Here is a 24,717-nt window from a genome sequence, read left to right on the forward strand (position 1 = left end):
TTTGTGTAAGCAAATGCTGGATGTTCAGAAACATCGCGTTACACCGGTTTGCGCGCGGCACGACAGGTGAGGCGAAGGTTTCGTCCCGGATCCATTTCGCGGGTTTGTTATTAGTTCGGGTTTCGCATGGGTTATGGCCTCGTTACCGACGACCGCTCACGCGAAGAGGGGCGGCACTATACCGATCAGTGCGGCGCCCGTCTGCACGCTCGTGGTGCAAGCGACGAAACGAAGCGTTGAAACACCCGGCGTTACCGGCGCCGGGCTTGTGCGGGAACTGCTCTTCTGTTGATGCAAACCCTGTGGTGAGGGGATTTATCCCCCCTCATCACAATGACTCACCTCTACATTGTTCAGTCCCCAGACATACGGGTCTCAGGATCAGAAAGTTAAAAAAAAGGGCTTGGGGACAAATCCCCAAGCCCTCAAAAGGTGAGAGGTGTCTAGTCCCTCGACCTGGTGAGCGGTGCTACAAATAACGCGTCGGCTCAGGCTTTGAGCGGAACCAGACGCGGGGCAATCATGTTTTCCGGGCGCAGGATGTCGGCGAGCATGGCTTCGTCGAGCAGACCTTCTTCGCGCACCAGTTCCAGCACGCCGCGGCCGCTTTCAAGGGCGATACGGGCGATGCGGGTGGCGTTTTTGTAGCCGATGTACGGGTTCAGTGCGGTGACCAGACCGATCGAGTGCTCGACCAGTTCGCGGCAGCGCGCTTCGTTGGCGGTGATGCCGACGATGCAGTGCTCGCGCAGCATGTCCATGGCGCGTTGCAGCAGACGGATCGAGTCGAGGATCTTGAACGCGATCAGCGGCTCCATCACGTTCAGCTGCAGTTGGCCGCCTTCGGCTGCCATGGTCAGCGCCAGATCGTTACCGATGACCTGGAAGGCCACCTGGTTAACGGCTTCCGGAATCACCGGGTTGACCTTGCCGGGCATGATCGAGCTGCCTGGCTGACGCGCTGGCAGGTTGATCTCGTTGATGCCGGTGCGTGGACCGCTGGACAGCAGGCGCAGGTCGTTGCAGATTTTCGACAGCTTGACCGCGGTGCGCTTGAGCATGCCGGAGAACAGCACGAAGGCGCCCATGTCGGAGGTGGCTTCGATCAGGTCGGCGGCGGGCACCAGCGGTTGACCGCTGATCAGCGCCAGACGCTGAACGGCCAGCGCCTGATAGCGCGGGTCGGCGTTGATGCCGGTGCCGATCGCGGTACCGCCCAGGTTCACTTCAGTCAGCAGTTCCGGGGCCAGCGTCTTCAGACGGGCCAGGTCTTCGCCCATGGTGGTGGCGAAAGCACGGAATTCTTGACCCAAAGTCATCGGTACGGCGTCTTGCAGCTGGGTACGGCCCATTTTCAGGACGTGATCGAATTCTTTGCCCTTGGCCGCGAAGGCCTGAATCAGGCTGTCGAGGCTGGCCAGCAGCGCGTCGTGACCCAGCAGCAGACCCAGGCGGATCGCGGTCGGGTAGGCGTCGTTGGTCGACTGCGCCATGTTGACGTCGTCGTTCGGGTGCAGGTACTGGTACTCGCCTTTCTGGTGACCCATTGCTTCGAGCGCAATGTTGGCGATCACTTCGTTGGCGTTCATGTTGGTGGACGTACCGGCGCCACCTTGAATCATGTCGACCACGAACTCTTCGTGGAAATCACCGCGGATCAATCGGGCACAGGCTTCGCTGATGGCAGCGTGCTTGGCTTCGCTCAGATGACCCAACTCACGGTTGGCGTCAGCGGCGGCCTGTTTGACCATCGCCAGACCCACAACCAGTTTCGGGTAATGCGAAATCGGAACGCCGGAGAGACGGAAGTTGTTCACCGCTCGCAGGGTCTGGATGCCGTAATACGCTTGAGCCGGTACTTCGAGGGCGCCAAGCAGGTCGTTTTCTGTGCGGAAAGATGCAGCGGAGGACATGATAGAAATCATCTCGATATGGACCCGGTCTGTGCCGGAACGCTGCGAATGCTAGGCTTGTGGGATTTTTTGGGCCAATGCTGTTAAACACTGGCCTATGCACATTCGGCATAATGCCCGTGTGACGCCGCCTGCGCGGCAGACGTGTGACCTGTTTTGGTGCGTGTCCGGGAGGGCGTGATGAATCTGGAAAGCAAATGGCTCGAGGACTTCAGTGCCCTGGCCGCCACTCGCAGCTTCTCGCAGGCGGCCGAACGGCGCTTCGTGACCCAGCCTGCATTCAGTCGGCGGATCCGCAGCCTGGAGGCGGCGCTTGGGCTGACGCTGGTCAACCGCTCGCGCACGCCGATCGAGCTGACGGCAGCGGGACAGCTGTTTCTGGTGACCGCGCGCACCGTGGTCGAACAGCTCGGCGAAGTGCTGCGCCATCTGCATCACCTGGAAGGCGGGCAGGGCGAAGTGATGCAAGTCGCCGCCGCCCACTCTTTGGCGCTGGGCTTCTTCCCGCGCTGGATTGCGCAACTGCGCAACGAAGGGCTGAACATCGCCACGCGATTGGTGGCAACCAACGTCGGCGACGCGGTGCATGCATTGCGCGAAGGCGGCTGCGACCTGATGCTGGCGTTCTACGACCCGGACGCGGCGATGCAGATGGACCCGGAAATCTTCCCGTCGCTGCACCTGGGCCAGACCGAAATGCTCCCGGTGTGCGCAGCCGATGCCGATGGCAAACCGCTGTTCGATCTGGAAGGCGAGGCCAGTGTGCCGCTGTTGGCGTACAGCGCCGGGGCGTTTCTCGGGCGTTCGGTGAATGGATTATTGCGCCAGCGCCAGCTGCGTTTCACCACCATCTATGAAACCGCCATGGCCGACAGCCTCAAGAGCATGGCCCTGGAGGGGCTCGGCATCGCCTGGGTGCCGCAGTTGAGTGTGCGGGCAGAGCTGGCTCGCGGCGAACTGGTGGTCTGCGGCGGCCCGCAATGGCACGTGCCGCTGGAGATTCGCCTGTATCGCTGCGCACTGGTGCGCAAGGCCAACGTGCGGTTGCTGTGGCGCAAGCTTGAAGGCGGCGCTGCACAGGCTTCCTGAGCCACCGCAGATCCAATTGTGGGAGCGGGCTTGCTCGCGAATACGGTGTGTCAGTCGAGATTCATGTATCTGACCTGACGCCTTCGCGAGCAAGCCCGCTCCCACAGGGCGGATTTGCGGTGTTCTGTCGCTGACCTTCAAGTCAATAAAACCGGGCCTCTGGCTGATTTGACAGATGGTCGTTTCGGGGGCTGTTTATTGCTTTCTTTGCGGTATACTGCGCGGCCTTCGGCCGGTACGTCCGGCCATTTTTCGTACAATCAAGCCACGCAATCCTGCGTGGCTTGTTGTTTTTGACGCGCCTGCGGGCGCCCAGAGAGAAGAGGCGCGACGATGAGTGCACTGGTTGGCGTGATCATGGGCTCCAAGTCCGATTGGTCCACCCTTAGCCACACCGCCGATATGCTGGAAAAGCTCGGCATCCCGTACGAGGTCAAGGTGGTTTCTGCTCACCGCACCCCGGATCTGCTGTTCCAGTACGCCGAAGAGGCTGAGGGCCGTGGCATCGAGGTGATCATCGCCGGTGCCGGTGGCGCAGCCCACTTGCCAGGCATGTGTGCGGCCAAGACCCACCTGCCTGTACTGGGCGTTCCGGTGCAGTCGTCGATGCTCTCGGGTGTCGATTCGCTGCTGTCGATCGTGCAGATGCCGGCGGGCATTCCGGTTGCCACCCTGGCTATCGGCAAGGCCGGCGCGATCAACGCCGCGCTGCTCTCGGCGAGCATCCTTGGTGCCAAGCATCCACAGTTCCACGCGGTACTGAAAACCTTCCGTGCCGAGCAGACAGACAGCGTCCTGGACAATCCAGACCCACGTATTGCCTGAGGTTGTTGAGATGAAGATCGGTGTAATCGGTGGCGGCCAGTTGGGCCGCATGTTGGCGCTGGCGGGTACTCCGCTGGGCATGAACTTCGCTTTCCTCGACCCGGCGCCGGACGCTTGCGCCGCAGCACTGGGCGAACACCTGCGGGCCGATTACGGCGATCAGGATCACCTGCGCCAACTGGCCGATGAAGTCGACCTGGTGACGTTCGAGTTCGAAAGCGTCCCGGCGGAAACCGTGGCGTTTCTCTCCCAATTCGTCCCGGTCTATCCGAGCGCCGAAGCCCTGCGCATCGCTCGCGACCGCTGGTTCGAGAAGAGCATGTTCAAGGAGCTGGGCATCCCGACCCCGGCCTTCGCCGACATTCAATCGCAAGCCGACCTGGACGCCGCCGTGGCTGCCATCGGTCTGCCGGCCGTGCTGAAAACCCGCACCCTGGGTTACGACGGCAAGGGTCAGAAAGTCCTGCGCAAGCCGGAAGACGTGGTCGGTACATTCGCCGAGCTGGGCAGCGTGGCCTGCCTGCTGGAAGGCTTCGTGCCGTTCACCGGCGAAGTTTCGCTGATCGCCGTGCGTGCCCGTGATGGTGAAACGAAGTTCTATCCGCTGGTACACAACACCCACGACAGCGGCATCCTCAAGCTGTCGGTGGCCAGCACCGATCACCCGCTGCAGGCGTTGGCCGAAGACTACTCCAGCCGTGTGCTCAAGCAGCTGGATTACGTCGGTGTGATGGCGTTCGAGTTCTTTGAAGTCGACGGTGGCCTCAAGGCCAACGAAATCGCCCCGCGTGTGCACAATTCCGGGCACTGGACCACCGAAGGCGCCGAGTGCAGTCAGTTCGAAAACCACCTGCGCGCCGTTGCCGGCCTGCCGCTGGGTTCGACGGCCAAGGTCGGCGAGAGCGCCATGCTCAACTTCATCGGCGTGGTTCCGCCGGTTGAGAAAGTCATCGCCATCGAAGACTGCCATCTGCATCACTACGGCAAAGCCTTCAAGGCCGGGCGCAAGGTCGGTCACGCCAACCTGCGCTGCGCCGACATGGCCACGCTGCAGGCACAGATCGTCAAGGTCGAAGCGCTTATCGCCGAGTAACCACAGTTTCATCTGGCAACGGCGGAACCTTCGGGAGCCGCCGTTCTCTCATGGCAGGATGCCAAAGTCTGACTAGGCTTTGGCATATCTACCATTCAGAGTCAGAGGGAAATGCCATGGGAATTATCGGAACCATCTTTATCGGCTTGATCGTCGGCCTGCTGGCACGCTTCCTCAAACCGGGCGATGACAGCATGGGCTGGATCATGACCATCCTGCTCGGTATCGGCGGTTCGCTGGCGGCCACTTACGGCGGCCAGGCCCTGGGTATCTATCAGGCAGGTCAGGGCGCAGGCTTCATCGGTGCACTGGTCGGCGCGATCGTGCTGCTGGTGATCTACGGCCTGATCAAAAAGAACTGATCCAAGCGACCAAGTCCTCTCTGCCAACGCGGCAGGGAGGGCTAGAATGCTCGGCGATTCAACGTCCTTCCTTTATCCGAGCATCTTTTACCGAGCACCTCCATGCGCCGTCTTCTGTTGACTCTTCTTTTGCTGGGCAGCGGTCTGGCCCACGCCGGCGAACTGCCGGAAACCGACTGGCTGGAACTGATGCCCAAGTCGGACCAGAAAGCCCTCGAGGCCATGCCCGAAATCGACCACAACTCCCCGGAAGCCACCGGCACCTTCACCGAGAAGGGCGGGATGAAACAGGCTAAAGGCCTGCCGGCGGTGATGTATTCGACCAAGACCGTGGCGTCGATGAACGACAAGCACATCCGCATCGGTGGCTACCCAGTGCCGCTGGAATCCGACGCCAAGGGCCGCAGCACGCTGTTCTTCCTCGTGCCGTATCCGGGCGCCTGCATCCACGTGCCGCCGCCACCACCGAATCAACTGGTGCTGGTGCGTTATCCCAAAGGTTTGAAGCTGGATGACATCTACACGCCGCTGTGGGTGACCGGCACGCTGAAGATCGAGAAGGTCAGCAATGACCTGGCCGATGCGGCGTATGCGCTGGAAGCTGACAAAGTGCGGGTGGTGCAGGAGTCTGATCTCTAACATCTGAACAATTGTAGCGAGGGGATTTGTCCCCGATGGGTTGCGAAGCGACCCCCGCTTTGAATCAAGGGCAGGGGCCTGCTCCGCAGGCCATCGGGGATAAATCCCCTCACCACAAAGGCTTTCACCCACATTGATATTGCGGTGTTGGTTAGAGCGGTTTGCTGCCGATGCTGACGCCCATCGTATGGCTCGCACCCGACGCCAGGTTCACCACATCATCCATCACATTCGCCGTCTCGATGCACAGCATGCGCTGCCAGCCATCGTTGTCCATGTCGGTCAGCGCTGCCGCGCGGTCGATCCACGGGTTCCAGATCACGGCGGTGCGTGAGCCAGTGGCGGTCAGCACGATGCGTCGTTCCCAGGTCGGGTCGACGATGCTCAACTGCGGCGGGGCGTCGAGGTAGATGCGATCGGTTTCGCCGGCAAAATAAAGGTCACCCTTCTGGGCGTTGGTCTTCCAGTTGTCCAAGGTCTCGATGTAATCCAGACCGTCCACACCGTCGACCTGCACGTTGCGAACATCGCTGACCGCGAAATAAGTGTGCAGCGCCTGGCTGATGCTGACGGTTTCGACACCTCGGTTGTGGCTGGTCAGGCTGATGTGCAACTGATCATTCAGATGCAGGGTCAGGGTCAGATCGACCTGATGCGGCCAGCCCGGCAGGCCACCTTCGGGGTAGGGCAGCCTGAATTCAACCTTGACGCCGTCAGCCTCTGATTCGATGCCGCCCAGCTCCCAATCCATCGCCCGTACCAGACCGTGCGCGGGTGCCGGTTGCTCACCGGTGTACATGGCCTGCACGCTCTGCGGGTTGCGTTCGAACTTGCCGAACCAAGGCCAGCACACCGGCACACCGGCGCGGATGCTCTTGCCGGTCTTGAACACAGCCTTGTCGTTCAGCCAGATGATCGGCGGCTGGCCGTCAATCTGATAACTGAGGATGTGCGCGCCTTGCTGGGCCACCAGCACTTCGGCCTGACCGTGGCGGATGCGCCAGCAGTTCAGTTCATCCAGTTTCACCGCTTCAACGTTGGGCGTGTTCATGGGGCAACTCTCGATCAGACACTTGGAACGACTATCGACCGCAAACCGCGGCGATGTTTAACGCGCGCGTGGTGGCACCGAGCGGGTGCGACCGCTGCCGTCGATGGCGACGAAGACGAATACCGCCTCGGTCACTTTACGCCACTCGCTGGACAGCGGATCGTCGCTCCACACTTCGACCATCATCTGGATCGAGCTGCGGCCGATTTCCAGGGTCTGGGTATAAAAGGACAATTGCGCGCCCACCGCGACCGGCACCAGGAAGGCCATGCGGTCGATGGCGACAGTGGCTACGCGACCACCGGCCACGCGGCTGGCCATTGCGGTACCCGCCAGATCCATCTGCGCCACCAGCCAGCCGCCGAAAATATCGCCAAAGCCGTTGGTTTCGCGCGGGAGTGCGGTAATTTGCAAGGCCAGGTCGCCTTGCGGGATCGGATCTTCTTGTTCGAGCTCTATCATGCCGGGGGTGCCTCTGACCCGTGACTCTTCGTTGGTATTGCTGGTGGTAGCCGTCTTCAGGAAAAACGATTCAGCACCGAACATACTGCGTTCGTCACGTTTTCCATAGGCGCCTAAAGGGGAAACTCTGCGAAACCGGCTGATCCCGTTCAAAGGCCGGGCCAACGACGTTTTCGCACAGCAACCCCCTACAAACCGGAGCAAGGTTGCGAGTATATCGGTCGGTAGACTCCGCGACGACCATCGGGTTCTGATTTCGACCGTCAAATACGCGCCTCTATGTGCTTTTTCGAACAATTTGCTATGGTGCCGAACCTGCCCAAGCCACAGCCAGCGTTGTTGTGGCGGTAGATCCGCCTATAAGAGAAGCCCTTGCCATGACCACAGCGCCTTCGAGCCTCGCGCAGCCCGAGCAACCTGCACGCCCCCTGACCCGCAATGACTACAAGACTCTGTCGCTATCGGCCCTGGGCGGTGCGCTGGAGTTTTACGACTTCATCATCTTCGTGTTCTTCGCCACTGTGGTCGGCAAGCTGTTCTTCCCGGCCGACATGCCCGAATGGCTGCGCCTGATGCAGACCTTCGGCATTTTCGCCGCCGGTTACCTTGCGCGGCCGCTGGGCGGCATCGTCATGGCGCACTTCGGCGACCTGCTGGGGCGCAAGAAGATGTTCACCCTGAGCATTTTCATGATGGCCGTGCCGACCCTGATCATGGGCCTGCTGCCGACCTACGCGCAGATCGGTATGTGGGCGCCGATCCTGCTGTTGTTGATGCGAGTTATCCAGGGCGCGGCGATTGGCGGGGAAGTGCCGGGGGCGTGGGTCTTCGTTTCCGAACACGTGCCGCAAAAGCACATCGGCTACGCCTGCGGGACGCTGACCAGCGGTTTGACCGCCGGCATCTTGCTCGGCTCGCTGGTCGCCACGGCAATCAACAGCATTTATACACCGGGGGAAGTCGCGGATTACGCCTGGCGGATCCCGTTCCTGCTCGGCGGCGTATTCGGCCTGTTCTCGGTCTATCTGCGCCGCTGGCTGCACGAAACTCCGGTGTTCGCCGAGCTGCAACTGCGCAAGGCGCTGGCCGAAGAAGTACCGCTGCGTGCGGTGCTGCGTGACCATCGCGGGGCGATTGCGGTCTCGATGCTGCTGACCTGGCTGCTGTCCGCCGGGATTGTCGTGGTGATCCTGATGACCCCGACCGTGCTGCAGACGGTCTATCACTTCTCAGCGACAGTGGCGCTGCAATCCAACAGCCTGGCGATCGTGTTCCTCAGCGTCGGTTGCATCATCTCCGGTGCCCTGGCGGATCGGTTTGGCGCCGGCCGGGTGTTTGTCTTCGGTTCCCTGGGCTTGCTGATCAGCTCCTGGACCTTCTATCACAGCCTCGGCGATCACCCGAACTGGCTGTTCCCGCTATATGCCCTGACCGGCCTGCTGGTCGGCACCATCGGTGCGGTGCCATACGTGATGGTCAAGGCATTCCCGCCGGTGGTGCGCTTCAGCGGATTGTCGTTCTCGTACAACGTGGCGTATGCGATCTTCGGTGGCCTGACGCCGATGGTGGTCAGCCTGCTGCTTAAAGAGAGTGCGATGGGCCCGGCTTACTATGTGGCGGTGCTGTGCGCGATGGGGATTCTGGTGGGGGCGTGGCTCTGGAAAAAGGGGCGCTGATCCGGAATTTCCTCCAGCAGTACCGGCTCCTTCGCGAGCAGGCTCGCTCCCACATTGGAATGCATTTCAACTGTGGGAGCGAGCCTGCTCGCGAATGAGGGCGACTCGAATCATTCAGTAAAACCCGGATGCTGGCCTTTCATCCAATTGTCATATTTCAGCCATAGAGTGTTCACACGGCCTGCTGATACTTGGCCCCGACTTAACACACCCTATCTGCTAGGAGTAAGGCATGAAACTGAAGCGTTTGATGGCGGCAATGACTTTTGTCGCTGCTGGCGTTGCGACTGCCAACGCGGTTGCCGCTGTTGACCCTGCTATCCCGAGCTACACCAAAACCACTGGTGTGTCGGGCAACCTGTCCAGCGTCGGCTCCGATACCCTGGCTAACCTCATGACCCTGTGGGCTGAGAACTACAAGAAAGAATACCCGAACGTAAACATCCAGATTCAGGCCGCTGGCTCCGCCACCGCGCCACCTGCGCTGACTGAAGGCACCTCCAACCTCGGCCCGATGAGCCGCAAGATGAAGGACACCGAACTGGCGGCCTTCGAACAGAAATACGGCTACAAGCCAACCGCTATCCCGGTGGCCGTGGACGCCCTGGCGGTGTTCGTGCACAAGGACAACCCGATCCAGCACCTGACCATGGAACAGGTTGACGCGATCTTCTCGTCCACCCGTCTGTGCGGCGCCAAAGCCGACGTGAAAACCTGGGGCGACCTGGGTGTGACCGGCGACCTGGCCAACAAGCCAGTGCAACTGTTCGGTCGTAACTCGGTATCCGGCACTTACGGCTACTTCAAGGAAGAAGCCCTGTGCAAAGGCGACTACAAGCCTAACGTCAACGAGCAACCAGGTTCGGCGTCGGTCGTGCAGTCGATCAGCTCCTCGCTGAACGGCATCGGTTACTCGGGCATCGGCTACAAGACTGCCAGCGTGAAGACCGTTGCTCTGTCGAAGAAAGGCAGCACTGACTTCATCGAAGACACCGAAGAAAACGCCCTGAACGGCAAGTACCCGCTGTCGCGCTTCCTCTACGTTTACGTGAACAAGGCCCCGAACAAGCCTCTGGCCCCGCTGGAAGCCGAGTTCGTGAAACTGGTTCTGTCCAAACAGGGCCAGGAAGTTGTGGTGAAAGACGGCTACATCCCACTGCCGGCCAAGGTTGCTGCAAAAGCACTGGCTGACCTGGGTCTGCAGGAAGGCGGCGCTGAAGTCGCAAAAAAGTAACAAACTGAGTCCGTAGTAAATACCCTTCGGACTCCACTGTGGGAGCGGGCTTGCTCGCGAAGAGGCCTTCAGATTCGGCATCTTCGTTGACTGAATAAGCGCTTTCGCGAGCAAGCCCGCTCCCACAGAATCTTCGAATTCTCTGATCCTCCTCCAGTACCCGCTGGCGGTGGATTTGCTGCGTCACTGCACTGTCATCTTTCTGTCATACAGGATCGCTAGGGTGAGCGCATGAATGATCTGGCCAATTCCCCAATGACTACGACTTCCCCTCCCAAGCGCATTGATTTCAATACGCCTGAGCTGCAACGCAAGCGCCGCATTCGCGCGCTCAAGGATCGCTTCACCCGCTGGTACGTCCTCGTTGGCGGTCTGGCGGTGCTGGCAGCCATCACCCTGATCTTCTTCTTCCTCGCCTACGTCGTTGCACCGTTGTTCCAGGGTGCCAGCCTGACCGCGAAAGATGCCATTACCCCAGCCTGGATGCAGGACGCCGGCAAGCCGCTGATGATTTCGCTCGAAGAGCAGAATCAGGTGGCGATGCGCGTTTCCGACAAGGGCCAGGCGCTGTTCTTTGACATCGACAGTGGCGCTGAATTGAAGCGCGTCGATCTGCCTGTGCCAGCTGGCACCACCGTGACCTCCATTGGCGAAGACCAGCCAGGTCATCCGCTGGTAGCCGTGGGTCTGTCCAACGGTCAGGCGCTGGTGTTCCGTCACACCTATAAAGTCAGCTACCCCGATGGCAAGAAAACCATCACTCCGGCCATCGAATACCCGTATGGCGAAGCGCCGATCGCGGTGAACGAGAGCGGCGGGGCGCTGGAGCACGTCAGCCTCAACGCCACCGATTCGACGCTGATGCTGGTCGGCTCGACCGGTTCGCAACTCAATGTGCTGGCGCTGACCAGCGAAGAAAACATGATGACCGGCGAAGTCAGCAACGAGCAGAAGCGTATCGAGCTGCCGCAGATGACTGAACCGGTGAAAAACATCTTCGTCGACCCGCGCCAGCAATGGCTGTACGTGGTCAACGGGCGTGCCCAGGCCGACGTGTTCAGCCTGCGCGACAAGAGCCTCAACGGTCGCTACAAACTGCTGGAAAACGCTGACGCCGAAGTCACCGCGAGCACGCAACTGGTGGGCGGCATCTCGCTGATCATCGGTGATTCCAAGGGTGGTCTGGCCCAGTGGTTCATGGCTCGCGATACCGATGGCGAGCTGCGCCTGAAGCAGATCCGCACCTTCCAGATGGGCACCACGCCGATTGTTGAAATTACCGCCGAAGAGCGTCGCAAGGGCTTCGTGGCCCTCGATGCCAGCGGCAAGCTCGGCGTGTTCCACAGCACCGCGCACCGCACCCTGCTGGTCGAGCCGGTGGCCGAAGGCCAGGGCCTGTTCGGTCTGTCGCCGCGCGCCAACCGGGTGATCGTCGAGGCCGGCGGCAAGCTGCAACCGCTGCTGCTCGACAACCCGCACCCGGAAGTGTCGTGGAGCGCGTTGTGGAGCAAGGTCTGGTACGAGAACTACGACGAGCCTAAATACGTCTGGCAATCGACCGCCGCCAACACCGATTTCGAACCGAAACTGAGCCTGTCGCCACTGACCTTCGGCACCCTGAAGGCGGCGTTCTACGCCATGCTGCTGGCTGCGCCGCTGGCGGTTGCCGCAGCGATCTACACCGCCTACTTCATGGCCCCGGGCATGCGCCGCAAGGTCAAACCGGTGATCGAGCTGATGGAAGCGATGCCGACGGTGATCCTCGGGTTCTTCGCCGGTCTGTTCCTCGCGCCGTATGTAGAAGGGCATCTGCCGGGCATCTTCAGCCTGCTGATGCTGTTGCCGATCGGCATTCTGGTCGCCGGTTTTACCTTCAGTCGTCTGCCTGAGTCGATCCGCCTGAAAGTCCCGGACGGCTGGGAAAGTGCGCTGCTGATTCCGGTGATCCTGTTTGTCGGTTGGCTGTCGCTGTACATGAGTCCGTACATGGAGAACTGGTTCTTCGGCGGTGACATGCGCATGTGGATCTCCCACGACCTGGGCATCACCTACGACCAGCGCAACGCTCTGGTGGTCGGTCTGGCGATGGGTTTTGCGGTGATCCCGAACATCTACTCGATTGCCGAAGACGCCGTGTTCAGTGTGCCGCGCGGCCTGACCCTCGGTTCCCTGGCGCTCGGTGCCACGCCGTGGCAGACCATGACCCGCGTGGTGATCCTCACCGCCAGCCCGGGCATCTTCTCCGCACTGATGATCGGCATGGGCCGTGCGGTCGGCGAAACCATGATCGTGCTGATGGCCACGGGTAATACCCCGGTCATGGAAATGAACCTGTTCGAAGGCCTGCGCACCCTGGCCGCCAACGTCGCGGTGGAAATGCCCGAGTCGGAAGTCGGCGGCAGCCACTACCGCGTGCTGTTCCTCTCGGCGCTGGTGCTGCTGTTGTTCACCTTCGTCATGAACACCCTGGCAGAACTGATTCGTCAGCGTCTGCGCAAGAAATACTCGTCGCTTTAAGAAAGGTAGAAGTCTGTGAAACAGAACTCCCTGAATGGATGGTTCAAGAGCGGCGCCCCGGGCGTCTGGATCAGCGGTGGCGCGGTGTCCATCGCGGTCATCATGACCATTGGCCTGCTGGCGGTGATTGCCGTGCGCGGTCTGGGTCACTTCTGGCCGGCGGACCTGATCCACGCCAGCTACGACGTACCGGGCCAGGCCAATCACCTGGTCATTGGCGAAGTGGTACAGAAAGAAGAAGTGCCGCGCGCACGCCTGAAGAGCGCCGGCCTGCCGGTGCCTGATCAGGGCCCGGAATTCATGACCCGCGAGCTGATCAAGGTCGGCAACCGTGACCTGAACGGCAACGACTTCACCTGGGTGGTCGGCGAATGGCTGACCAAGCAGACCACGCCGCCGGAACTGATGGCGATCGAGCGTCGCGAGTGGGGCAACTTCTACGGCTACCTGGTCAACGTCAAACAGGACGGCAAGGTGATCGCCGAAGGCGAAGCGGCCTGGCCTGAGCTGCAAGCGCGGATCAACCGTGTGAACGGCCTTGCTGCACAACTCAAATCGCTGGAAAAGACCGACATCGGTGCGATCAACGCAGGGCTCGAGCGCATCCGTCTGCACGGGCGCAAACTGGAACTCGACGGCAAGCTCGACGCCACCGCGCAAGCGGACATGGACGCCGAGCGTGCCGAGCTGAACGCGCGTTATCAGGACATCGAAGCGCGTCTGAGCGATCTGCATGCGCAGTTCAACCGCGACGCGTTGACTGCTCGCGATGCCAACGGCAAAGAGATCGAAATCAGCCTGGGCAAAGTGGTTCACGCCTATCAGCCGAATGCCATGGGCACGATGACCAAGATCGGTTTCTACTTCAGCAAGGTCTGGGAATTCCTTTCCGACGATCCGCGTGAAGCGAACACCGAAGGCGGGATCTTCCCGGCGATTTTCGGCACGGTGATGATGACTTTGATCATGGCGATGATCGTCACCCCGTTCGGCGTGCTGGCGGCGGTCTACCTGCGTGAGTACGCCAAGCAGAACGCCCTGACCCGGATCATCCGCATCGCCGTGAACAACCTCGCCGGCGTTCCGGCGATCGTCTACGGCGTGTTCGGTCTGGGCTTCTTCGTTTACGTGCTGGGTGGTTCGGTCGACCGATTGTTCTTCCCCGAAGCACTGCCGGCGCCGACGTTCGGTACTCCGGGTCTGCTCTGGGCCTCGCTGACCCTGGCGCTGCTGGCGGTGCCGGTGGTGATCGTGGCGACCGAGGAAGGTCTGGCGCGTATCCCGCGCACCGTCCGTGAAGGCTCGCTGGCGCTGGGCGCGACCAAGGCGGAAACGTTGTGGAAGATCGTCCTGCCAATGGCCAGCCCGGCAATGATGACCGGCATGATCCTCGCCGTGGCCCGCGCCGCCGGTGAAGTGGCGCCGCTGATGCTGGTGGGTGTGGTGAAACTGGCGCCGTCGCTGCCGGTGGACGGCAACTACCCGTACCTGCACCTGGACCAGAAGATCATGCACTTGGGCTTCCACATCTACGACGTCGGCTTCCAGAGCCCGAACGTCGAAGCGGCACGACCGCTGGTGTACGCCACGGCGCTGCTGCTGGTGCTGGTGATCGCCACGTTGAACCTGTCGGCGGTGTGGATCCGTAACCACCTGCGCGAAAAATACAAAGCGCTGGATAGCTGATTTTGCAGCACTGATTTCTATGTGGGAGCGAGCCTGCTCGCGAAGGCATCACCGCGGTTTCATAGACGAACCGCAGCGCCTGAATCGCCAGCAGGCTGGCTCCCACAAAAACCGAACCGAATTTGTTAGCACAGGGAGCCTCCCATGCAGCACGAAACACATACCCACGGCATCAACATGTCGGCCCTGGGTCGCGACAAGCAGAGCCTGAGCCTTGAGCAGGAAACCGTGGCCATCGAAGTCCCGGGCCTGAGCCTGTTCTACGGCGAGAAGCAGGCGCTGTTCGACGTCAGCATGAACATTCCGAAACAGCGCGTGACCGCGTTCATCGGCCCGTCCGGCTGCGGCAAGTCCACGCTGCTGCGTACTTTCAACCGCATGAACGATCTGGTTGACGGTTGCCGTGTCGAAGGTGCGATCAACCTGTACGGCAACAACATCTACCGCAAAGGTGAAGACGTTGCCGAGCTGCGTCGCCGCGTCGGCATGGTGTTCCAGAAGCCCAACCCGTTCCCCAAGACCATCTACGAAAACGTGGTCTACGGGCTGCGCATCCAGGGCATCAACAAGAAGCGCATTCTCGACGAAGCGGTCGAGTGGGCATTGAAAGGCGCGGCACTGTGGGACGAAGTCAAAGACCGTCTGCACGACTCGGCACTCGGCCTGTCCGGTGGTCAGCAGCAGCGTCTGGTGATCGCGCGCACCATCGCCGTTGAACCGGAAGTGTTGCTGCTCGACGAACCGTGCTCGGCCCTCGATCCGATCTCGACCCTGAAAGTCGAAGAGCTGATCTACGAGCTGAAGTCCAAGTTCACCATCGTCATCGTGACCCACAACATGCAGCAGGCCGCGCGGGTTTCCGACTACACGGCGTTCATGTACATGGGCAAACTGGTGGAATTCGGCGACACCGATACCCTGTTCACCAATCCGGCGAAGAAACAGACCGAAGACTACATCACCGGTCGTTACGGCTGACAGTTGCGGTTATTCACAGAATTGACGCTGCGGCCCACCGCACCTTACCGGACGCTCCAAGGACGCCACCATGATTAGTAAAGAAGGCCTTACCCACCACATCTCCGCGCAGTTCAACGCCGAGCTTGAGGAAGTGCGCAGCCACCTCCTGGCCATGGGCGGGCTGGTCGAGAAGCAGGTCAACGACGCGGTCACCGCGCTGATTGAGGCCGATTCCGGTCTGGCCCAGCAGGTGCGCGAGATCGACGACCAGATCAACCAGATGGAACGCAACATCGACGAAGAATGCCTGCGCATTCTCGCCCGTCGTCAGCCGGCGGCGTCCGACCTGCGGCTGATCATCAGCATCTCCAAGTCGGTGATCGATCTGGAGCGCATCGGCGACGAAGCGACCAAGATCGCCCGTCGCGCCATTCAGCTGTGCGAAGAAGGTGAAGCGCCGCGCGGTTACGTCGAGGTCCGTCACATCGGCGATCAGGTGCGCAACATGGTTCGCGATGCGCTGGACGCGTTTGCCCGCTTCGATGCCGATCTGGCGCTGTCGGTGGCGCAGTACGACAAGGTCATCGACCGCGAATACAAGACCGCCCTGCGCGAGCTGGCGACCTACATGATGGAAGACCCGCGCTCTATCTCGCGGGTTCTGAGCATCATCTGGGTGCTGCGTTCGCTGGAACGCATCGGCGATCATGCGCGCAACATCTCGGAACTGGTGATCTACCTGGTGCGCGGCACCGATGTGCGCCACCTGGGCCTCAAACGCATGAAAGAAGAAGTTGAAGGTACAAGCGGCGAAACCGCTAATGTTCCGGGCAATGCTGACGATAAGTAAGATTGCCTGAGAAAAGCGCCCGGCCCTTTGGCCGGGCGTTTTTGTTTAGGGCGCCTGAATCAGGAAATCGAATTAAAAAGCAGCACCCGCGAACGAAAAGTCCCGGCGTGACTGAAGATTGTTGGCGATGTGCCATCAGTAAAAGCGGTATGCTTGCCGGGATTTTTATAGGGGTGTTGGATGAGCAAGATCAGTGTGTTGGTCGTGGACGATGCTTCGTTCATTCGTGACCTGGTGAAAAAGTGCCTGCGTAATTACTTCCCGGGGATCCGCACCGAGGACGCCGTCAACGGCAAAAAGGCCCAGGCCATGCTGGCCAGGGAAGCGTTTGACCTGGTGCTGTGCGACTGGGAAATGCCGGAAATGTCCGGCCTCGAGCTGCTGACCTGGTGCCGCGAGCAGGACAATCTCAAGACCATGCCGTTCGTCATGGTCACCAGCCGTGGCGATAAAGAGAACGTGGTGCAGGCGATCCAGGCCGGGGTTTCCGGCTACGTCAGCAAGCCGTTCACCAACGAACAACTGCTGACCAAGGTCAAGCAGGCGCTGAACAAGGTTGGCAAGCTCGACACCCTGATGAACAGTGCGCCGACCAAGATGAACTCGGCGTTCGGCAACGATTCCCTGAGCGCATTGACCGGCGGCAAGCCTGCCGTGGTCGGTGCTGCGCCGGCGGCCGCTGCTGCGGTCAATCCGTTTGCCAAACCGGCTGTTGTCGCGCCAACGCCAGCTGCTGCGCCGTCGCGCGGTTTGCTCAACAGCCCGCCGGTGCAGGCCCCGGCTGCCTCGAAAGCGCCAGTCGGTGGTCGTGGCCAGGGCCAGTTGCGCCTGCCAAGTGGCACCCAGCAATGCGTGATCAAGGCCCTGAGCATCAAGGAAGCGCTGCTGGTAGTGAAACGCACTGACACCCTGCCGCAGATCCTCGACAGCGCCGTGCTCGACCTGGAGCAGGGCGACAACGCCGAAATCGCCCGCCTCAACGGCTACCTGCACGCCATCGTTGCCCACGAGCAGAAAGCCGACAGCGACTGGCTGCAACTGACTTTCCGTTTCGTCGACCAGGATGCGCAGAAGCTCGATTACATCTCCCGCCTGATCGCCCGCGGCACGGCGCAGAAGCACTTCGTTCCGGGCGCTTGATCCTCGTCGCCTGACACACCGCCTTCGCGAGCAAGCCCGCTCTCACCTTGAAATGCATTTCATAGGTGGGAGCGAGCCTGCTCGCGAAGGGGCCATCACTTACGACATCGATTTCCCAGACCGCCCAATTTGAAACATCTGTCGACTAGCCTGGTCTGCTTCACCTGCTAGGCTCATTTCCAGGCCTTCCTTCGACAGACTCTTTGCCCATGCTCGCGCGCCTGCTGTTTTTCTGTGGTCTTTTCCTGGCCTCCACCTCGACTGTGGCCATGACCATCTACAAATCCACCGATGCCAACGGTGTGGTCTCGTACAGCGACCGGCCGAGCAAAGGCTCGCAGGTGTTCGTGTTTCAGGACCGCATGGTCGAGCACCTCGAACGTCAGGTGTACCTCGACATCAAGAAGCAGAAGGGCAGCGACGTGGTGTTCGTGCGCAACGATCTGTATGCGCCGGTCGAGATTGCGCTGGCGTTTACCGGCCTGAGCAATGTGCGTGGCGCTCCGGCGCAGACGATTCGCCGGGTGCTGCCGGCGCGCAGCAATACGCGGTTGGCGTTGCTGACGGCGATCAGCCGGGGTCAGCCGCTGGTGTATTCGCCGCAATTCCAGTACTCGCTGGGTGACCCCGCAGGCGCTGCGCAGAGCTATCGCTATCCGTTGCCGTGGCGGGGCGGGCCGTTCCGTCTCAGTCAGGGTGCCAACGGCCAGTACAGCCACTATGGGCCGAAGAACCGGTATGCGATGGACATCGCCATGCCGGTGGGGACACCGATCATTGCCGCACGGGCCGGGGTGGTGGTGAAAACCGAAAATTCACAGAGCGGGCGCGGCAACGATGCCTCCGGCAATTTCGTCCGGGTGCTGCACGACGACGGCACGATGGGTGTGTACCTGCATCTCAAGCAAGGTTCGGTGAGCGTACACGAGGGGCAGCGGGTGACGGTTGGCAGCCCGCTGGCGCTGTCCGGCAATACCGGCAACAGCAGCGGCCCGCACCTGCACTTTGTGGTGCAGCGCAATACCGGGCAGGGGCTGGTGTCGATTCCGTATCAGTTCAATCAACCACTGGGGGCGTTGCCCAACTTTGCGTTGGGCAAACAGTGATGTGTTGTATCTGTTGGCCCCTTCGCGAGCAGGCTCGCTCCCACCCTGGAATGCATTTCAACTGTGGGAGCGAGCCTGCTCGCGAAGGAATCGGCGCGGTGCCCGATCAGCCCATCAATCCAGCATCAACACCTTCGCCAGCACAATCTTCGGCCCTTTCATCTTCTTGATGATGATCCGCAGGCCTTCGACTTCCAGCACTTCTTCCTCTTCCGGCACTCGTTTCAGGGTCTCGTAGACCAGACCGGCGAGGGTTTCGGCTTCGATGTGATCCAGGTCGATTCCGAGCAGGCGTTCAACCTTGAACAGCGGCGTATCACCACGCACCAGCAGCTTGCCCGGCTGATACGCGAGGATCCCGCGCTCGGCCTTGCGGTGTTCGTCCTGGATGTCGCCGACCAGCACTTCCAGTACGTCTTCCATGGTCAGGTAGCCGATGATGTTGCCGTCGGCCTCTTCGACCACGGCGAAGTGCGAGCCGCCCTTGCGGAACTGCTCCAGCAGCTGCGACAGCGGCATGTGCCGCGATACGCGCTCCAGCGGGCGGGTCAGTTCAGCCAGGTTGAACGACTCCGGAATGTGGTCCAGCGCCGCCAGCTCCAGCAGCAGGTCCTTGATGTGCAGCAGGCCGACGAACTCCTGACGTTCGCTGTCGTATACCGGATACCGGCTGAACTTGTGGCGACGGAACATCGCGAGGATTTCTTTCAGCGGCGCGTTGAATTCCAGGGTGATCAGGTCTTCGCGGGAGTTGGCCCAGTCGACCACTTCCAGTTCGCCCATCTCCACCGCCGAGGCCAGCACGCGCATGCCTTGGTCGCTCGGGTCCTGACCACGGCTGGAGTGCAGGATCAGTTTCAGTTCTTCGCGGCTGTAATGGTGTTCGTGGTGCGGGCCGGGCTCGCCTTGGCCGGCGATCCGCAGAATCGCGTTGGCGCTGGCGTTGAGCAGGTAGATCGCCGGGTACATCGCCCAGTAGAACAGGTACAGCGGCACCGCCGTCCACAGCGACAGCAGCTCGGGTTTGCGGATCGCCCACGACTTGGGCGCCAGCTCACCGACCACGATGTGCAGGTAGGAAATGATGAAGAACGCGGTGAAGAACGAAATGCCTTTGACCACTTCCGGCGACTGCACGCCGACCGCGCTCAGCAGCGGTTCAAGAATGTGCGCGAATGCCGGCTCACCGACCCAGCCCAGACCGAGGGAGGCGAGGGTGATACCGAGCTGACACGCCGAGAGGTACGCATCGAGCTGACTGTGTACGGTGCGCAGGATATGCCCGCGCCAGCCGTTCTTGTCGGCGATGGCCTCGACCCGGGTCGAGCGCAGTTTGACCATGGCGAATTCCGCCGCAACGAAGAAGCCGTTGAGCAAAACCAGGATCAGAGCGAAAAGAATCATGCCGAAATCGGCGAAAATCGTAGCGAGGGACAAGCCAGGGGAAGGGTCCATGATGGAGTTTTGCAGGTTCCGTGTGATTCGTAAGAGAGAAGAAATCGCGCCTGAAAGGCAGACGCAAGTCAGTCAATGTAGCGGCTGACATGGCGATTGCCTAGTGGCGCGTGCTGGCCGGTATCACTCGGCGGCACTGATGGCCCGTGCCTGGGCCACCTGGGCCGGGGCGAAATGGCAGGTGAACGTGCTGCCATGACCGGGCACGCTGCTGATCTCCATCCGCGCGCGGTGGCGCAGCAACACGTGTTTGACGATCGCCAGGCCCAGCCCGGTGCCGCCAGTGTTGGAGTTGCGGCTGGAGTCGACGCGGTAGAAGCGTTCGGTCAGGCGCGGCAGGTGCTTGCTGTCGATGCCGATCCCGGAATCCTGCACGCTCAGGTGCGCGCCTTGCTCGTCACCCCACCAGCGAATGCGGATATTGCCTTCGGCCGGGGTGTATTTCACCGCGTTGAACACCAGGTTGGAGAAGGCGCTGCGCAGTTCCGCCTCGCTGCCCTTGAGCAGGATGCGCGCATCGGCTTCGAGAGTGATTTTCTGGTTCTTCTGCCCGGACAACTGCTGGGCGTCGCTCTTGATTGACTGCAGCAGGGCGTCGATCTGCACTGGCTGGTTGTCCGACGGGTAATCGGTGGCTTCCAGTTTCGCTAACAGCAGCAGGTCGTTGAGCAGCGTCTGCATGCGCCCGCCCTGTTGCTGCATCTGTTGCAGCGCGCGGCTCCAGCGCGGGTTCACTTCCTCGACATTGTCGAGCAGGGTTTCCAGGTAGCCGCAGATCACCGTCAGCGGCGTGCGCAGTTCGTGGGAGACGTTGGCGATGAAGTCTTTGCGCATCTGTTCCAGCTGATGGATACGCGTGACATCGCGCACCAGCATCAAGTGCTCGTTGTTGCCGTAGCGCGTCAGGTACAGCTGAATGCGCACGCGATCATTGGTCGGCGAAGGGATTTCCAGCGGTTCGGCGTAGCTTTCCTGCTCGAAGTACTCCTTGAAGCGCGGATGCCGTACCAGGTTGGTCACCGGTTGGCCGCTGTCCTGCGGGGTCTTGAGGCCGAGCAGGGTTTCGGCGGCGCGGTTCCACCATTCCAGGTTGCCGTCGCTGTCGAGCATGATCACCGCGTCTTTGAGCGCGGCGGTGGACTCCTGCACCCGGTCGATCACCGCTTGCAGGCGCCCGCGCACCCGTTGGTCGCGGCGTTGCAGGTGGTAGATGCTGTCGAACACCTCGCCCCACAGGCCATAGCCGTCGGGCGGTGCTTCATCGGGTTGGTGCAGGCGCAGCCATTCGTGCAGACGCAACAGTTGCTTGAGCGTCCAGGCCAGGTAAATGCCCAGGCCGGCAGCGAGGCTCCAGCCGTAATAGCCGGTGATCAGGCCGATCACCAGACACGCTGTGACCAGCAACAGCATGTGGCGAATCAGGGTGCCATGCCAGTTTTGATTCACGGAAAATACGGTCCTTGTCAGCGAGTCTGGCGGTCGGATCAGGCCTTGGTGGAAAACCGGTAGCCGGTGCCGCGCACGGTTTGTACCAGATTTTCGTAAGCGTCGCCGAGGGCCTTGCGCAGGCGGCGGATGTGCACGTCGACGGTGCGCTCTTCAACATAGACGTTGCCGCCCCAGACCTGATCCAGCAACTGCCCGCGCGTGTAGGCGCGTTCCTGGTGGGTCATGAAGAATTGCAGCAGACGGTATTCGGTCGGGCCCATCTCGGCCGGACGGCCGTCGATGGTCACGCGATGGCTGATCGGGTCGAGCAGCAGGCCGCCGACTTCGATTGGCGCTTCGCCATCGGTCGGGCCGGCGCGGCGCAGCACAGCCTTGAGGCGTGCGACCAGTTCGCGTGGAGAAAACGGTTTGGTGATGTAGTCGTCGGCGCCGACTTCAAGACCCTGGATCTTGTTGTCCTCTTCGCCCTTGGCGGTGAGCATGATGATCGGGATGTCCCCGGTCAGCTCGTCGCGCTTGAGACGGCGGGCCAGTTCGATGCCGGAGGTGCCAGGCAGCATCCAGTCGAGCAGGATCAGGTCCGGTTTGCGGTCAACAATGATGGCGTGTGCCTGCTGCGAGTTCTCCGCCTCGAGGCAGTCATAGCCGGCCATTTCCAACGCAACGGCGATCATTTCGCGAATGGGCGCTTCGTCGTCGACGATCAGAATGCTCCTGCCAACCATGCCTTAATCCTCTTGTCATTTAACTGTCTTGCGCCGCATTAGATAACGGAATTATTGCAGTCGTGTGACAGTATTTTAGTCGCCCGGCGGTTGGCGTGATCCTGGACTAAGCTCTAAGTCCGAATCCTGACAACCACAAAAGAAGGTTTCCATGACTCAAATGACTGCTTCTTTCAAAGCTCTGCTGATGGCTGCTGCCGTTGCTTTACCGACCATGGCGTTTGCTGCTGAGCCAGCGATGGAGAAGGACGGCATGTTTACCGATCACAAGGGCATGACCCTGTATACCTTTGCCAAAGACTCTGCGGGCAAGTCCATGTGCAACGACAAATGCGCGGCGAACTGGCCACCACTAATGGCTACGGCCGGCGACAAGTCCATGGGCGACTGGACCGTGATCAAGCGTGACGATGGCAAGATGCAATGGGCCTACGAGGGCAAACCGCTGTACACCTTCGTCATGGACAAGAAGGCTGGTGACATGACCGGTGAAGGCAAGATGGACGGCGCCTGGCACGTCGCCAAGGCCAAGTAAACGCAAATCCCCTGTGGGAGCGGGCTTGCTCGCGAAAGCGGTGTGTCAGTTGACGAAGAGGCCAACTGACACGACGCCTTCGCGAGCAAGCCCGCTCCCACAGGTTTTGTGGATCAACGCAGTGCGTAATCCAGCACGATCCCGACAAAAATCGCCAGCCCGGCCCAGTGGTTGTGCAGAAACGCCTTGAAGCAACGCATGCGGTCGCGATCACGGGTGTACCAGAACTCCCACGCATAGCATCCAGCGGCCACCAACAGGCCGAGATGGAACCACGTCCCCAGCTCGAACTTCGAGCCTGCCAGCAGCAGGCAACCCAGCGACAATGCCTGCAAGCTCAGGATGATCACCCGATCCGCCTCGCCGAACAGAATCGCCGTGGATTTCACGCCGATCTTCAGGTCGTCGTCACGATCAGTCATCGCGTAATAGGTGTCGTAACCCACCGTCCACAGCAGGTTGGCAATCCACAGCAGCCACGCGGCGGCGGGCAGTTCACCGGTTTCAGCGGTGAACGCCATCGGCATGCCCCACGAGAACGCCGCGCCGAGCACCACTTGCGGGTAATAGGTGTAGCGCTTCATGAACGGGTAGGTGAACGCCAGCGCCAGACCGCCCAGCGACAGCCAGATGGTCGGCGCATTGGTGCACAGCACCAGCAGGAAACTCACGCCCATCAGCAGCGCGAAGAACACCAGCGCCTCTTTCGAATTGATCTTGCCGCTGGCCAGCGGTCGTTGCGCGGTGCGTTTAACGTGGCCGTCGACCTTGCGATCGGCCCAGTCGTTGATCACACAGCCACCGGCGCGGGTCAGCACCACACCGAGGACGAAAATCACAATGTTGGCCAGCGACGGCGAGCCCTTACCGGCAATCCATAGCGCCCACAGGGTCGGCCACAGCAGCAAGTAAATGCCGATCGGCTTGTCCATGCGCGTCAGCTGAATGAAATCCCAGGCGCGCGGGTTCAAGCGGTTCAGGGACTTGAGCAGGCTCTGGTACATCAGCAGTTCTCCGGATGGGTGCGGGCGGCGCTCCACAACGTCGGCAGGAAAATCTCCGCCACCAGCACACTCAAGGCGCCACGGTCGAAGCGCGAGCGGCGGCCCCACAGTTCGGGCGCGCGACAGGCTGGCGGCAGCCAGTCCTGCGGGTAGTGACAGACCTCGATGGCGCGGCGCTGGAAGGCGTGGTCGCAAAACAGCAGTTCGCCCAGCGAGCGGCTGCCCAGTTCGTCCATGTGCAAGCCGTCGCCTTGCAGAGCGGCGCGGGAGGCCACGCTGCGGGCGAACACCCAGGCCTCGCCGTGACCGCGCAGATACACCTCGCGCACCCAGCCTTCGCTGCCTTCGGCCAGCTCCAGCGCCGCGCATTCGTCGCGGCGCAGGGTGTCCCAGCCTTCGAACAGCGGCGTGACGCTGAAGCCGTCATTCGACAGCCGCGTCAGGCGGCGGGTCAGCGAGCCTTCGTCGAACAACCAGTTCAGGGTCAACGAATCGGGAAGGGGCGTCAGTCGGCTTTGAGTCAGCCAGAGCGGGGCCGGGGAGGCATTTGAATGTTGCACAATGAGTCATTATTGGCCGCAAATGAGGCGGCGAGCTTAACATGGCGTGCTGCGAATTTGATGGATCCGGGGCGCCGTTGCGCCGAACAGGCTTGCATCTGCCCGGCACCCTCAGTACAAAACGCCCTGAGCCGGATGGCAGCGCAACCACCATCGACCGTCCGCGCCGACAAAAGCCTGAAACCTGAGGAAGTACCTGAATGAAAAAGTGGCAATGCATCGTCTGCGGCCTGATCTACAACGAAGCCGACGGTTGGCCGGATGACGGCATCGCGCCGGGCACCCTGTGGCAGGACGTGCCGGAAGACTGGCTGTGCCCGGACTGCGGCGTCGGCAAGTCGGACTTCGAAATGATCGAAATCAACTAAGCACAAACAAGGAGTAAG

At 61.1% G+C, this 24,717-nt stretch carries 23 protein-coding genes; 15 read left to right on the plus strand and 8 right to left on the minus strand.

The genetic code is table 11. The features are described from left to right. Nucleotides 1-488: 488 nt before the first annotated feature. A complete protein-coding gene (gene aspA / locus AC3WMV_RS12160; protein ID WP_027610364.1) occupies nucleotides 489-1,913 on the minus strand; it encodes an aspartate ammonia-lyase in 1,425 nt (474 codons plus the stop codon). 180 nt (nucleotides 1,914-2,093) lie between these two features. On the opposite strand from aspA, the gene AC3WMV_RS12165 reads away from it, so the two are divergent. From AC3WMV_RS12165 to AC3WMV_RS12185, 5 genes are all read left to right on the plus strand, one after another. Next, complete coding sequence (locus AC3WMV_RS12165; protein ID WP_007962273.1) at nucleotides 2,094-3,002, plus strand: LysR substrate-binding domain-containing protein; 909 nt, start codon at nucleotides 2,094-2,096, stop codon at nucleotides 3,000-3,002. 333 nt (nucleotides 3,003-3,335) lie between these two features. Next, a complete protein-coding gene (gene purE, locus AC3WMV_RS12170; RefSeq protein WP_003229641.1) occupies nucleotides 3,336-3,827 on the plus strand; it encodes a 5-(carboxyamino)imidazole ribonucleotide mutase in 492 nt (163 codons plus the stop codon). A 10-nt stretch (nucleotides 3,828-3,837) separates the two neighbouring features. Next, nucleotides 3,838-4,920: a 5-(carboxyamino)imidazole ribonucleotide synthase gene (locus tag AC3WMV_RS12175; RefSeq protein WP_103368517.1), complete on the plus strand. Its 1,083-nt coding sequence runs from the start codon at nucleotides 3,838-3,840 to the stop codon at nucleotides 4,918-4,920. Between the two features lie 116 nt (nucleotides 4,921-5,036). Beyond that, on the plus strand, nucleotides 5,037-5,282 hold the full coding sequence (locus AC3WMV_RS12180) for a GlsB/YeaQ/YmgE family stress response membrane protein (RefSeq protein WP_003229635.1): 246 nt from the start codon (nucleotides 5,037-5,039) through the stop codon (nucleotides 5,280-5,282). Nucleotides 5,283-5,384: 102 nt separating this feature from the next. Next, nucleotides 5,385-5,921: a DUF3299 domain-containing protein gene (locus AC3WMV_RS12185; protein ID WP_027610367.1), complete on the plus strand. Its 537-nt coding sequence runs from the start codon at nucleotides 5,385-5,387 to the stop codon at nucleotides 5,919-5,921. A gap of 151 nt (nucleotides 5,922-6,072) precedes the next feature. Here AC3WMV_RS12185 and AC3WMV_RS12190 read toward each other — a convergent pair whose 3' ends face one another. Both AC3WMV_RS12190 and AC3WMV_RS12195 read right to left on the minus strand, forming a co-directional pair. Then, nucleotides 6,073-6,972, minus strand: a complete 900-nt coding sequence (locus AC3WMV_RS12190; protein WP_103368518.1) for a D-hexose-6-phosphate mutarotase — start codon at nucleotides 6,970-6,972, stop codon at nucleotides 6,073-6,075. Between the two features lie 57 nt (nucleotides 6,973-7,029). After that, entirely contained in the window at nucleotides 7,030-7,434 is a 405-nt protein-coding gene (locus AC3WMV_RS12195) for an acyl-CoA thioesterase (RefSeq protein ID WP_003229628.1), read from the minus strand. 377 nt (nucleotides 7,435-7,811) lie between these two features. Between AC3WMV_RS12195 and AC3WMV_RS12200 the strand changes: the two genes are divergently transcribed. From AC3WMV_RS12200 to AC3WMV_RS12235, 8 genes are all read left to right on the plus strand, one after another. Next, nucleotides 7,812-9,110, plus strand: a complete 1,299-nt coding sequence (locus AC3WMV_RS12200; protein WP_103368519.1) for an MFS transporter — start codon at nucleotides 7,812-7,814, stop codon at nucleotides 9,108-9,110. A 232-nt stretch (nucleotides 9,111-9,342) separates the two neighbouring features. Further along, nucleotides 9,343-10,344: a phosphate ABC transporter substrate-binding protein PstS gene (locus AC3WMV_RS12205; protein ID WP_011336616.1), complete on the plus strand. Its 1,002-nt coding sequence runs from the start codon at nucleotides 9,343-9,345 to the stop codon at nucleotides 10,342-10,344. Between the two features lie 483 nt (nucleotides 10,345-10,827). Beyond that, nucleotides 10,828-12,861 (plus strand): ABC transporter permease subunit, encoded by a 2,034-nt coding sequence (locus AC3WMV_RS12210; RefSeq protein ID WP_178085252.1) that lies wholly within the window; start codon nucleotides 10,828-10,830, stop codon nucleotides 12,859-12,861. 15 nt (nucleotides 12,862-12,876) lie between these two features. Beyond that, nucleotides 12,877-14,547, plus strand: a complete 1,671-nt coding sequence (gene pstA, locus AC3WMV_RS12215; RefSeq protein WP_007962288.1) for a phosphate ABC transporter permease PstA — start codon at nucleotides 12,877-12,879, stop codon at nucleotides 14,545-14,547. Nucleotides 14,548-14,691: 144 nt separating this feature from the next. Continuing rightward, the gene (gene pstB / locus AC3WMV_RS12220; RefSeq protein WP_007962289.1) at nucleotides 14,692-15,525 is read left to right on the plus strand and encodes a phosphate ABC transporter ATP-binding protein PstB; all 834 of its coding nucleotides are present in this window, start codon (nucleotides 14,692-14,694) and stop codon (nucleotides 15,523-15,525) included. Between the two features lie 70 nt (nucleotides 15,526-15,595). Next, nucleotides 15,596-16,357 carry a phosphate signaling complex protein PhoU gene (gene phoU, locus AC3WMV_RS12225; protein WP_003229617.1) on the plus strand — a complete coding sequence of 254 codons (762 nt, stop codon included), beginning with the start codon at nucleotides 15,596-15,598 and terminating at the stop codon, nucleotides 16,355-16,357. A 180-nt stretch (nucleotides 16,358-16,537) separates the two neighbouring features. Continuing rightward, nucleotides 16,538-17,497 carry a response regulator gene (locus AC3WMV_RS12230; protein ID WP_027610371.1) on the plus strand — a complete coding sequence of 320 codons (960 nt, stop codon included), beginning with the start codon at nucleotides 16,538-16,540 and terminating at the stop codon, nucleotides 17,495-17,497. Nucleotides 17,498-17,706: 209 nt separating this feature from the next. After that, nucleotides 17,707-18,603: a peptidoglycan DD-metalloendopeptidase family protein gene (locus AC3WMV_RS12235; RefSeq protein ID WP_103368521.1), complete on the plus strand. Its 897-nt coding sequence runs from the start codon at nucleotides 17,707-17,709 to the stop codon at nucleotides 18,601-18,603. Between the two features lie 114 nt (nucleotides 18,604-18,717). On the opposite strand, the gene AC3WMV_RS12240 is transcribed toward AC3WMV_RS12235, so the two are convergent. The 3 genes from AC3WMV_RS12240 to phoB all read right to left on the minus strand — a co-directional run bounded on the left by AC3WMV_RS12240 (nucleotide 18,718) and on the right by phoB (nucleotide 22,232). Continuing rightward, on the minus strand, nucleotides 18,718-20,058 hold the full coding sequence (locus AC3WMV_RS12240) for a hemolysin family protein (protein WP_003229612.1): 1,341 nt from the start codon (nucleotides 20,056-20,058) through the stop codon (nucleotides 18,718-18,720). A gap of 123 nt (nucleotides 20,059-20,181) precedes the next feature. Further along, the gene (phoR, locus tag AC3WMV_RS12245) at nucleotides 20,182-21,468 is read right to left on the minus strand and encodes a phosphate regulon sensor histidine kinase PhoR (RefSeq protein WP_207199136.1); all 1,287 of its coding nucleotides are present in this window, start codon (nucleotides 21,466-21,468) and stop codon (nucleotides 20,182-20,184) included. 74 nt (nucleotides 21,469-21,542) lie between these two features. Next, a complete protein-coding gene (gene phoB, locus AC3WMV_RS12250) occupies nucleotides 21,543-22,232 on the minus strand; it encodes a phosphate regulon transcriptional regulator PhoB (protein ID WP_003229608.1) in 690 nt (229 codons plus the stop codon). 151 nt (nucleotides 22,233-22,383) lie between these two features. Here phoB and AC3WMV_RS12255 point away from each other — a divergent pair, with 151 nt between their 5' ends. Continuing rightward, entirely contained in the window at nucleotides 22,384-22,767 is a 384-nt protein-coding gene (locus AC3WMV_RS12255; protein ID WP_027610374.1) for a COG4315 family predicted lipoprotein, read from the plus strand. A gap of 113 nt (nucleotides 22,768-22,880) precedes the next feature. On the opposite strand, the gene ubiA is transcribed toward AC3WMV_RS12255, so the two are convergent. Beyond that, on the minus strand, nucleotides 22,881-23,771 hold the full coding sequence (gene ubiA / locus AC3WMV_RS12260) for a 4-hydroxybenzoate octaprenyltransferase (RefSeq protein WP_103368522.1): 891 nt from the start codon (nucleotides 23,769-23,771) through the stop codon (nucleotides 22,881-22,883). Beyond that, nucleotides 23,771-24,331, minus strand: a complete 561-nt coding sequence (locus AC3WMV_RS12265; protein ID WP_103368523.1) for a chorismate--pyruvate lyase family protein — start codon at nucleotides 24,329-24,331, stop codon at nucleotides 23,771-23,773. Before AC3WMV_RS12265 ends, ubiA begins: the two co-directional genes overlap by 1 nt. A gap of 200 nt (nucleotides 24,332-24,531) precedes the next feature. Between AC3WMV_RS12265 and AC3WMV_RS12270 the strand changes: the two genes are divergently transcribed. Then, on the plus strand, nucleotides 24,532-24,699 hold the full coding sequence (locus tag AC3WMV_RS12270) for a rubredoxin (RefSeq protein WP_003229600.1): 168 nt from the start codon (nucleotides 24,532-24,534) through the stop codon (nucleotides 24,697-24,699). Nucleotides 24,700-24,717: the final 18 nt, after the last annotated feature.

The organism is Pseudomonas sp. FW305-3-2-15-E-TSA4, assembly GCF_058787295.1.

Excerpts from the sequence above, each read along its gene's own strand:
- aspA (WP_027610364.1), bottom strand. The coding sequence starts at position 1,913 with ATGTCCTCCGCTGCATCTTTCCGCACAGAAAACGACCTGCTTGGCGCC.
- AC3WMV_RS12165 (WP_007962273.1), top strand. The coding sequence starts at position 2,094 with ATGAATCTGGAAAGCAAATGGCTCGAGGACTTCAGTGCCCTGGCCGCC.
- purE (WP_003229641.1), top strand. The coding sequence starts at position 3,336 with ATGAGTGCACTGGTTGGCGTGATCATGGGCTCCAAGTCCGATTGGTCC.
- AC3WMV_RS12175 (WP_103368517.1), top strand. The coding sequence starts at position 3,838 with ATGAAGATCGGTGTAATCGGTGGCGGCCAGTTGGGCCGCATGTTGGCG.
- AC3WMV_RS12180 (WP_003229635.1), top strand. The coding sequence starts at position 5,037 with ATGGGAATTATCGGAACCATCTTTATCGGCTTGATCGTCGGCCTGCTG.
- AC3WMV_RS12185 (WP_027610367.1), top strand. The coding sequence starts at position 5,385 with ATGCGCCGTCTTCTGTTGACTCTTCTTTTGCTGGGCAGCGGTCTGGCC.
- AC3WMV_RS12190 (WP_103368518.1), bottom strand. The coding sequence starts at position 6,972 with ATGAACACGCCCAACGTTGAAGCGGTGAAACTGGATGAACTGAACTGC.
- AC3WMV_RS12195 (WP_003229628.1), bottom strand. The coding sequence starts at position 7,434 with ATGATAGAGCTCGAACAAGAAGATCCGATCCCGCAAGGCGACCTGGCC.
- AC3WMV_RS12200 (WP_103368519.1), top strand. The coding sequence starts at position 7,812 with ATGACCACAGCGCCTTCGAGCCTCGCGCAGCCCGAGCAACCTGCACGC.
- AC3WMV_RS12205 (WP_011336616.1), top strand. The coding sequence starts at position 9,343 with ATGAAACTGAAGCGTTTGATGGCGGCAATGACTTTTGTCGCTGCTGGC.
- AC3WMV_RS12210 (WP_178085252.1), top strand. The coding sequence starts at position 10,828 with ATGCAGGACGCCGGCAAGCCGCTGATGATTTCGCTCGAAGAGCAGAAT.
- pstB (WP_007962289.1), top strand. The coding sequence starts at position 14,692 with ATGCAGCACGAAACACATACCCACGGCATCAACATGTCGGCCCTGGGT.
- phoU (WP_003229617.1), top strand. The coding sequence starts at position 15,596 with ATGATTAGTAAAGAAGGCCTTACCCACCACATCTCCGCGCAGTTCAAC.
- AC3WMV_RS12230 (WP_027610371.1), top strand. The coding sequence starts at position 16,538 with ATGAGCAAGATCAGTGTGTTGGTCGTGGACGATGCTTCGTTCATTCGT.
- AC3WMV_RS12235 (WP_103368521.1), top strand. The coding sequence starts at position 17,707 with ATGCTCGCGCGCCTGCTGTTTTTCTGTGGTCTTTTCCTGGCCTCCACC.
- AC3WMV_RS12240 (WP_003229612.1), bottom strand. The coding sequence starts at position 20,058 with ATGGACCCTTCCCCTGGCTTGTCCCTCGCTACGATTTTCGCCGATTTC.
- phoR (WP_207199136.1), bottom strand. The coding sequence starts at position 21,468 with ATGCTGTTGCTGGTCACAGCGTGTCTGGTGATCGGCCTGATCACCGGC.
- phoB (WP_003229608.1), bottom strand. The coding sequence starts at position 22,232 with ATGGTTGGCAGGAGCATTCTGATCGTCGACGACGAAGCGCCCATTCGC.
- AC3WMV_RS12255 (WP_027610374.1), top strand. The coding sequence starts at position 22,384 with ATGACTCAAATGACTGCTTCTTTCAAAGCTCTGCTGATGGCTGCTGCC.
- ubiA (WP_103368522.1), bottom strand. The coding sequence starts at position 23,771 with ATGTACCAGAGCCTGCTCAAGTCCCTGAACCGCTTGAACCCGCGCGCC.
- AC3WMV_RS12270 (WP_003229600.1), top strand. The coding sequence starts at position 24,532 with ATGAAAAAGTGGCAATGCATCGTCTGCGGCCTGATCTACAACGAAGCC.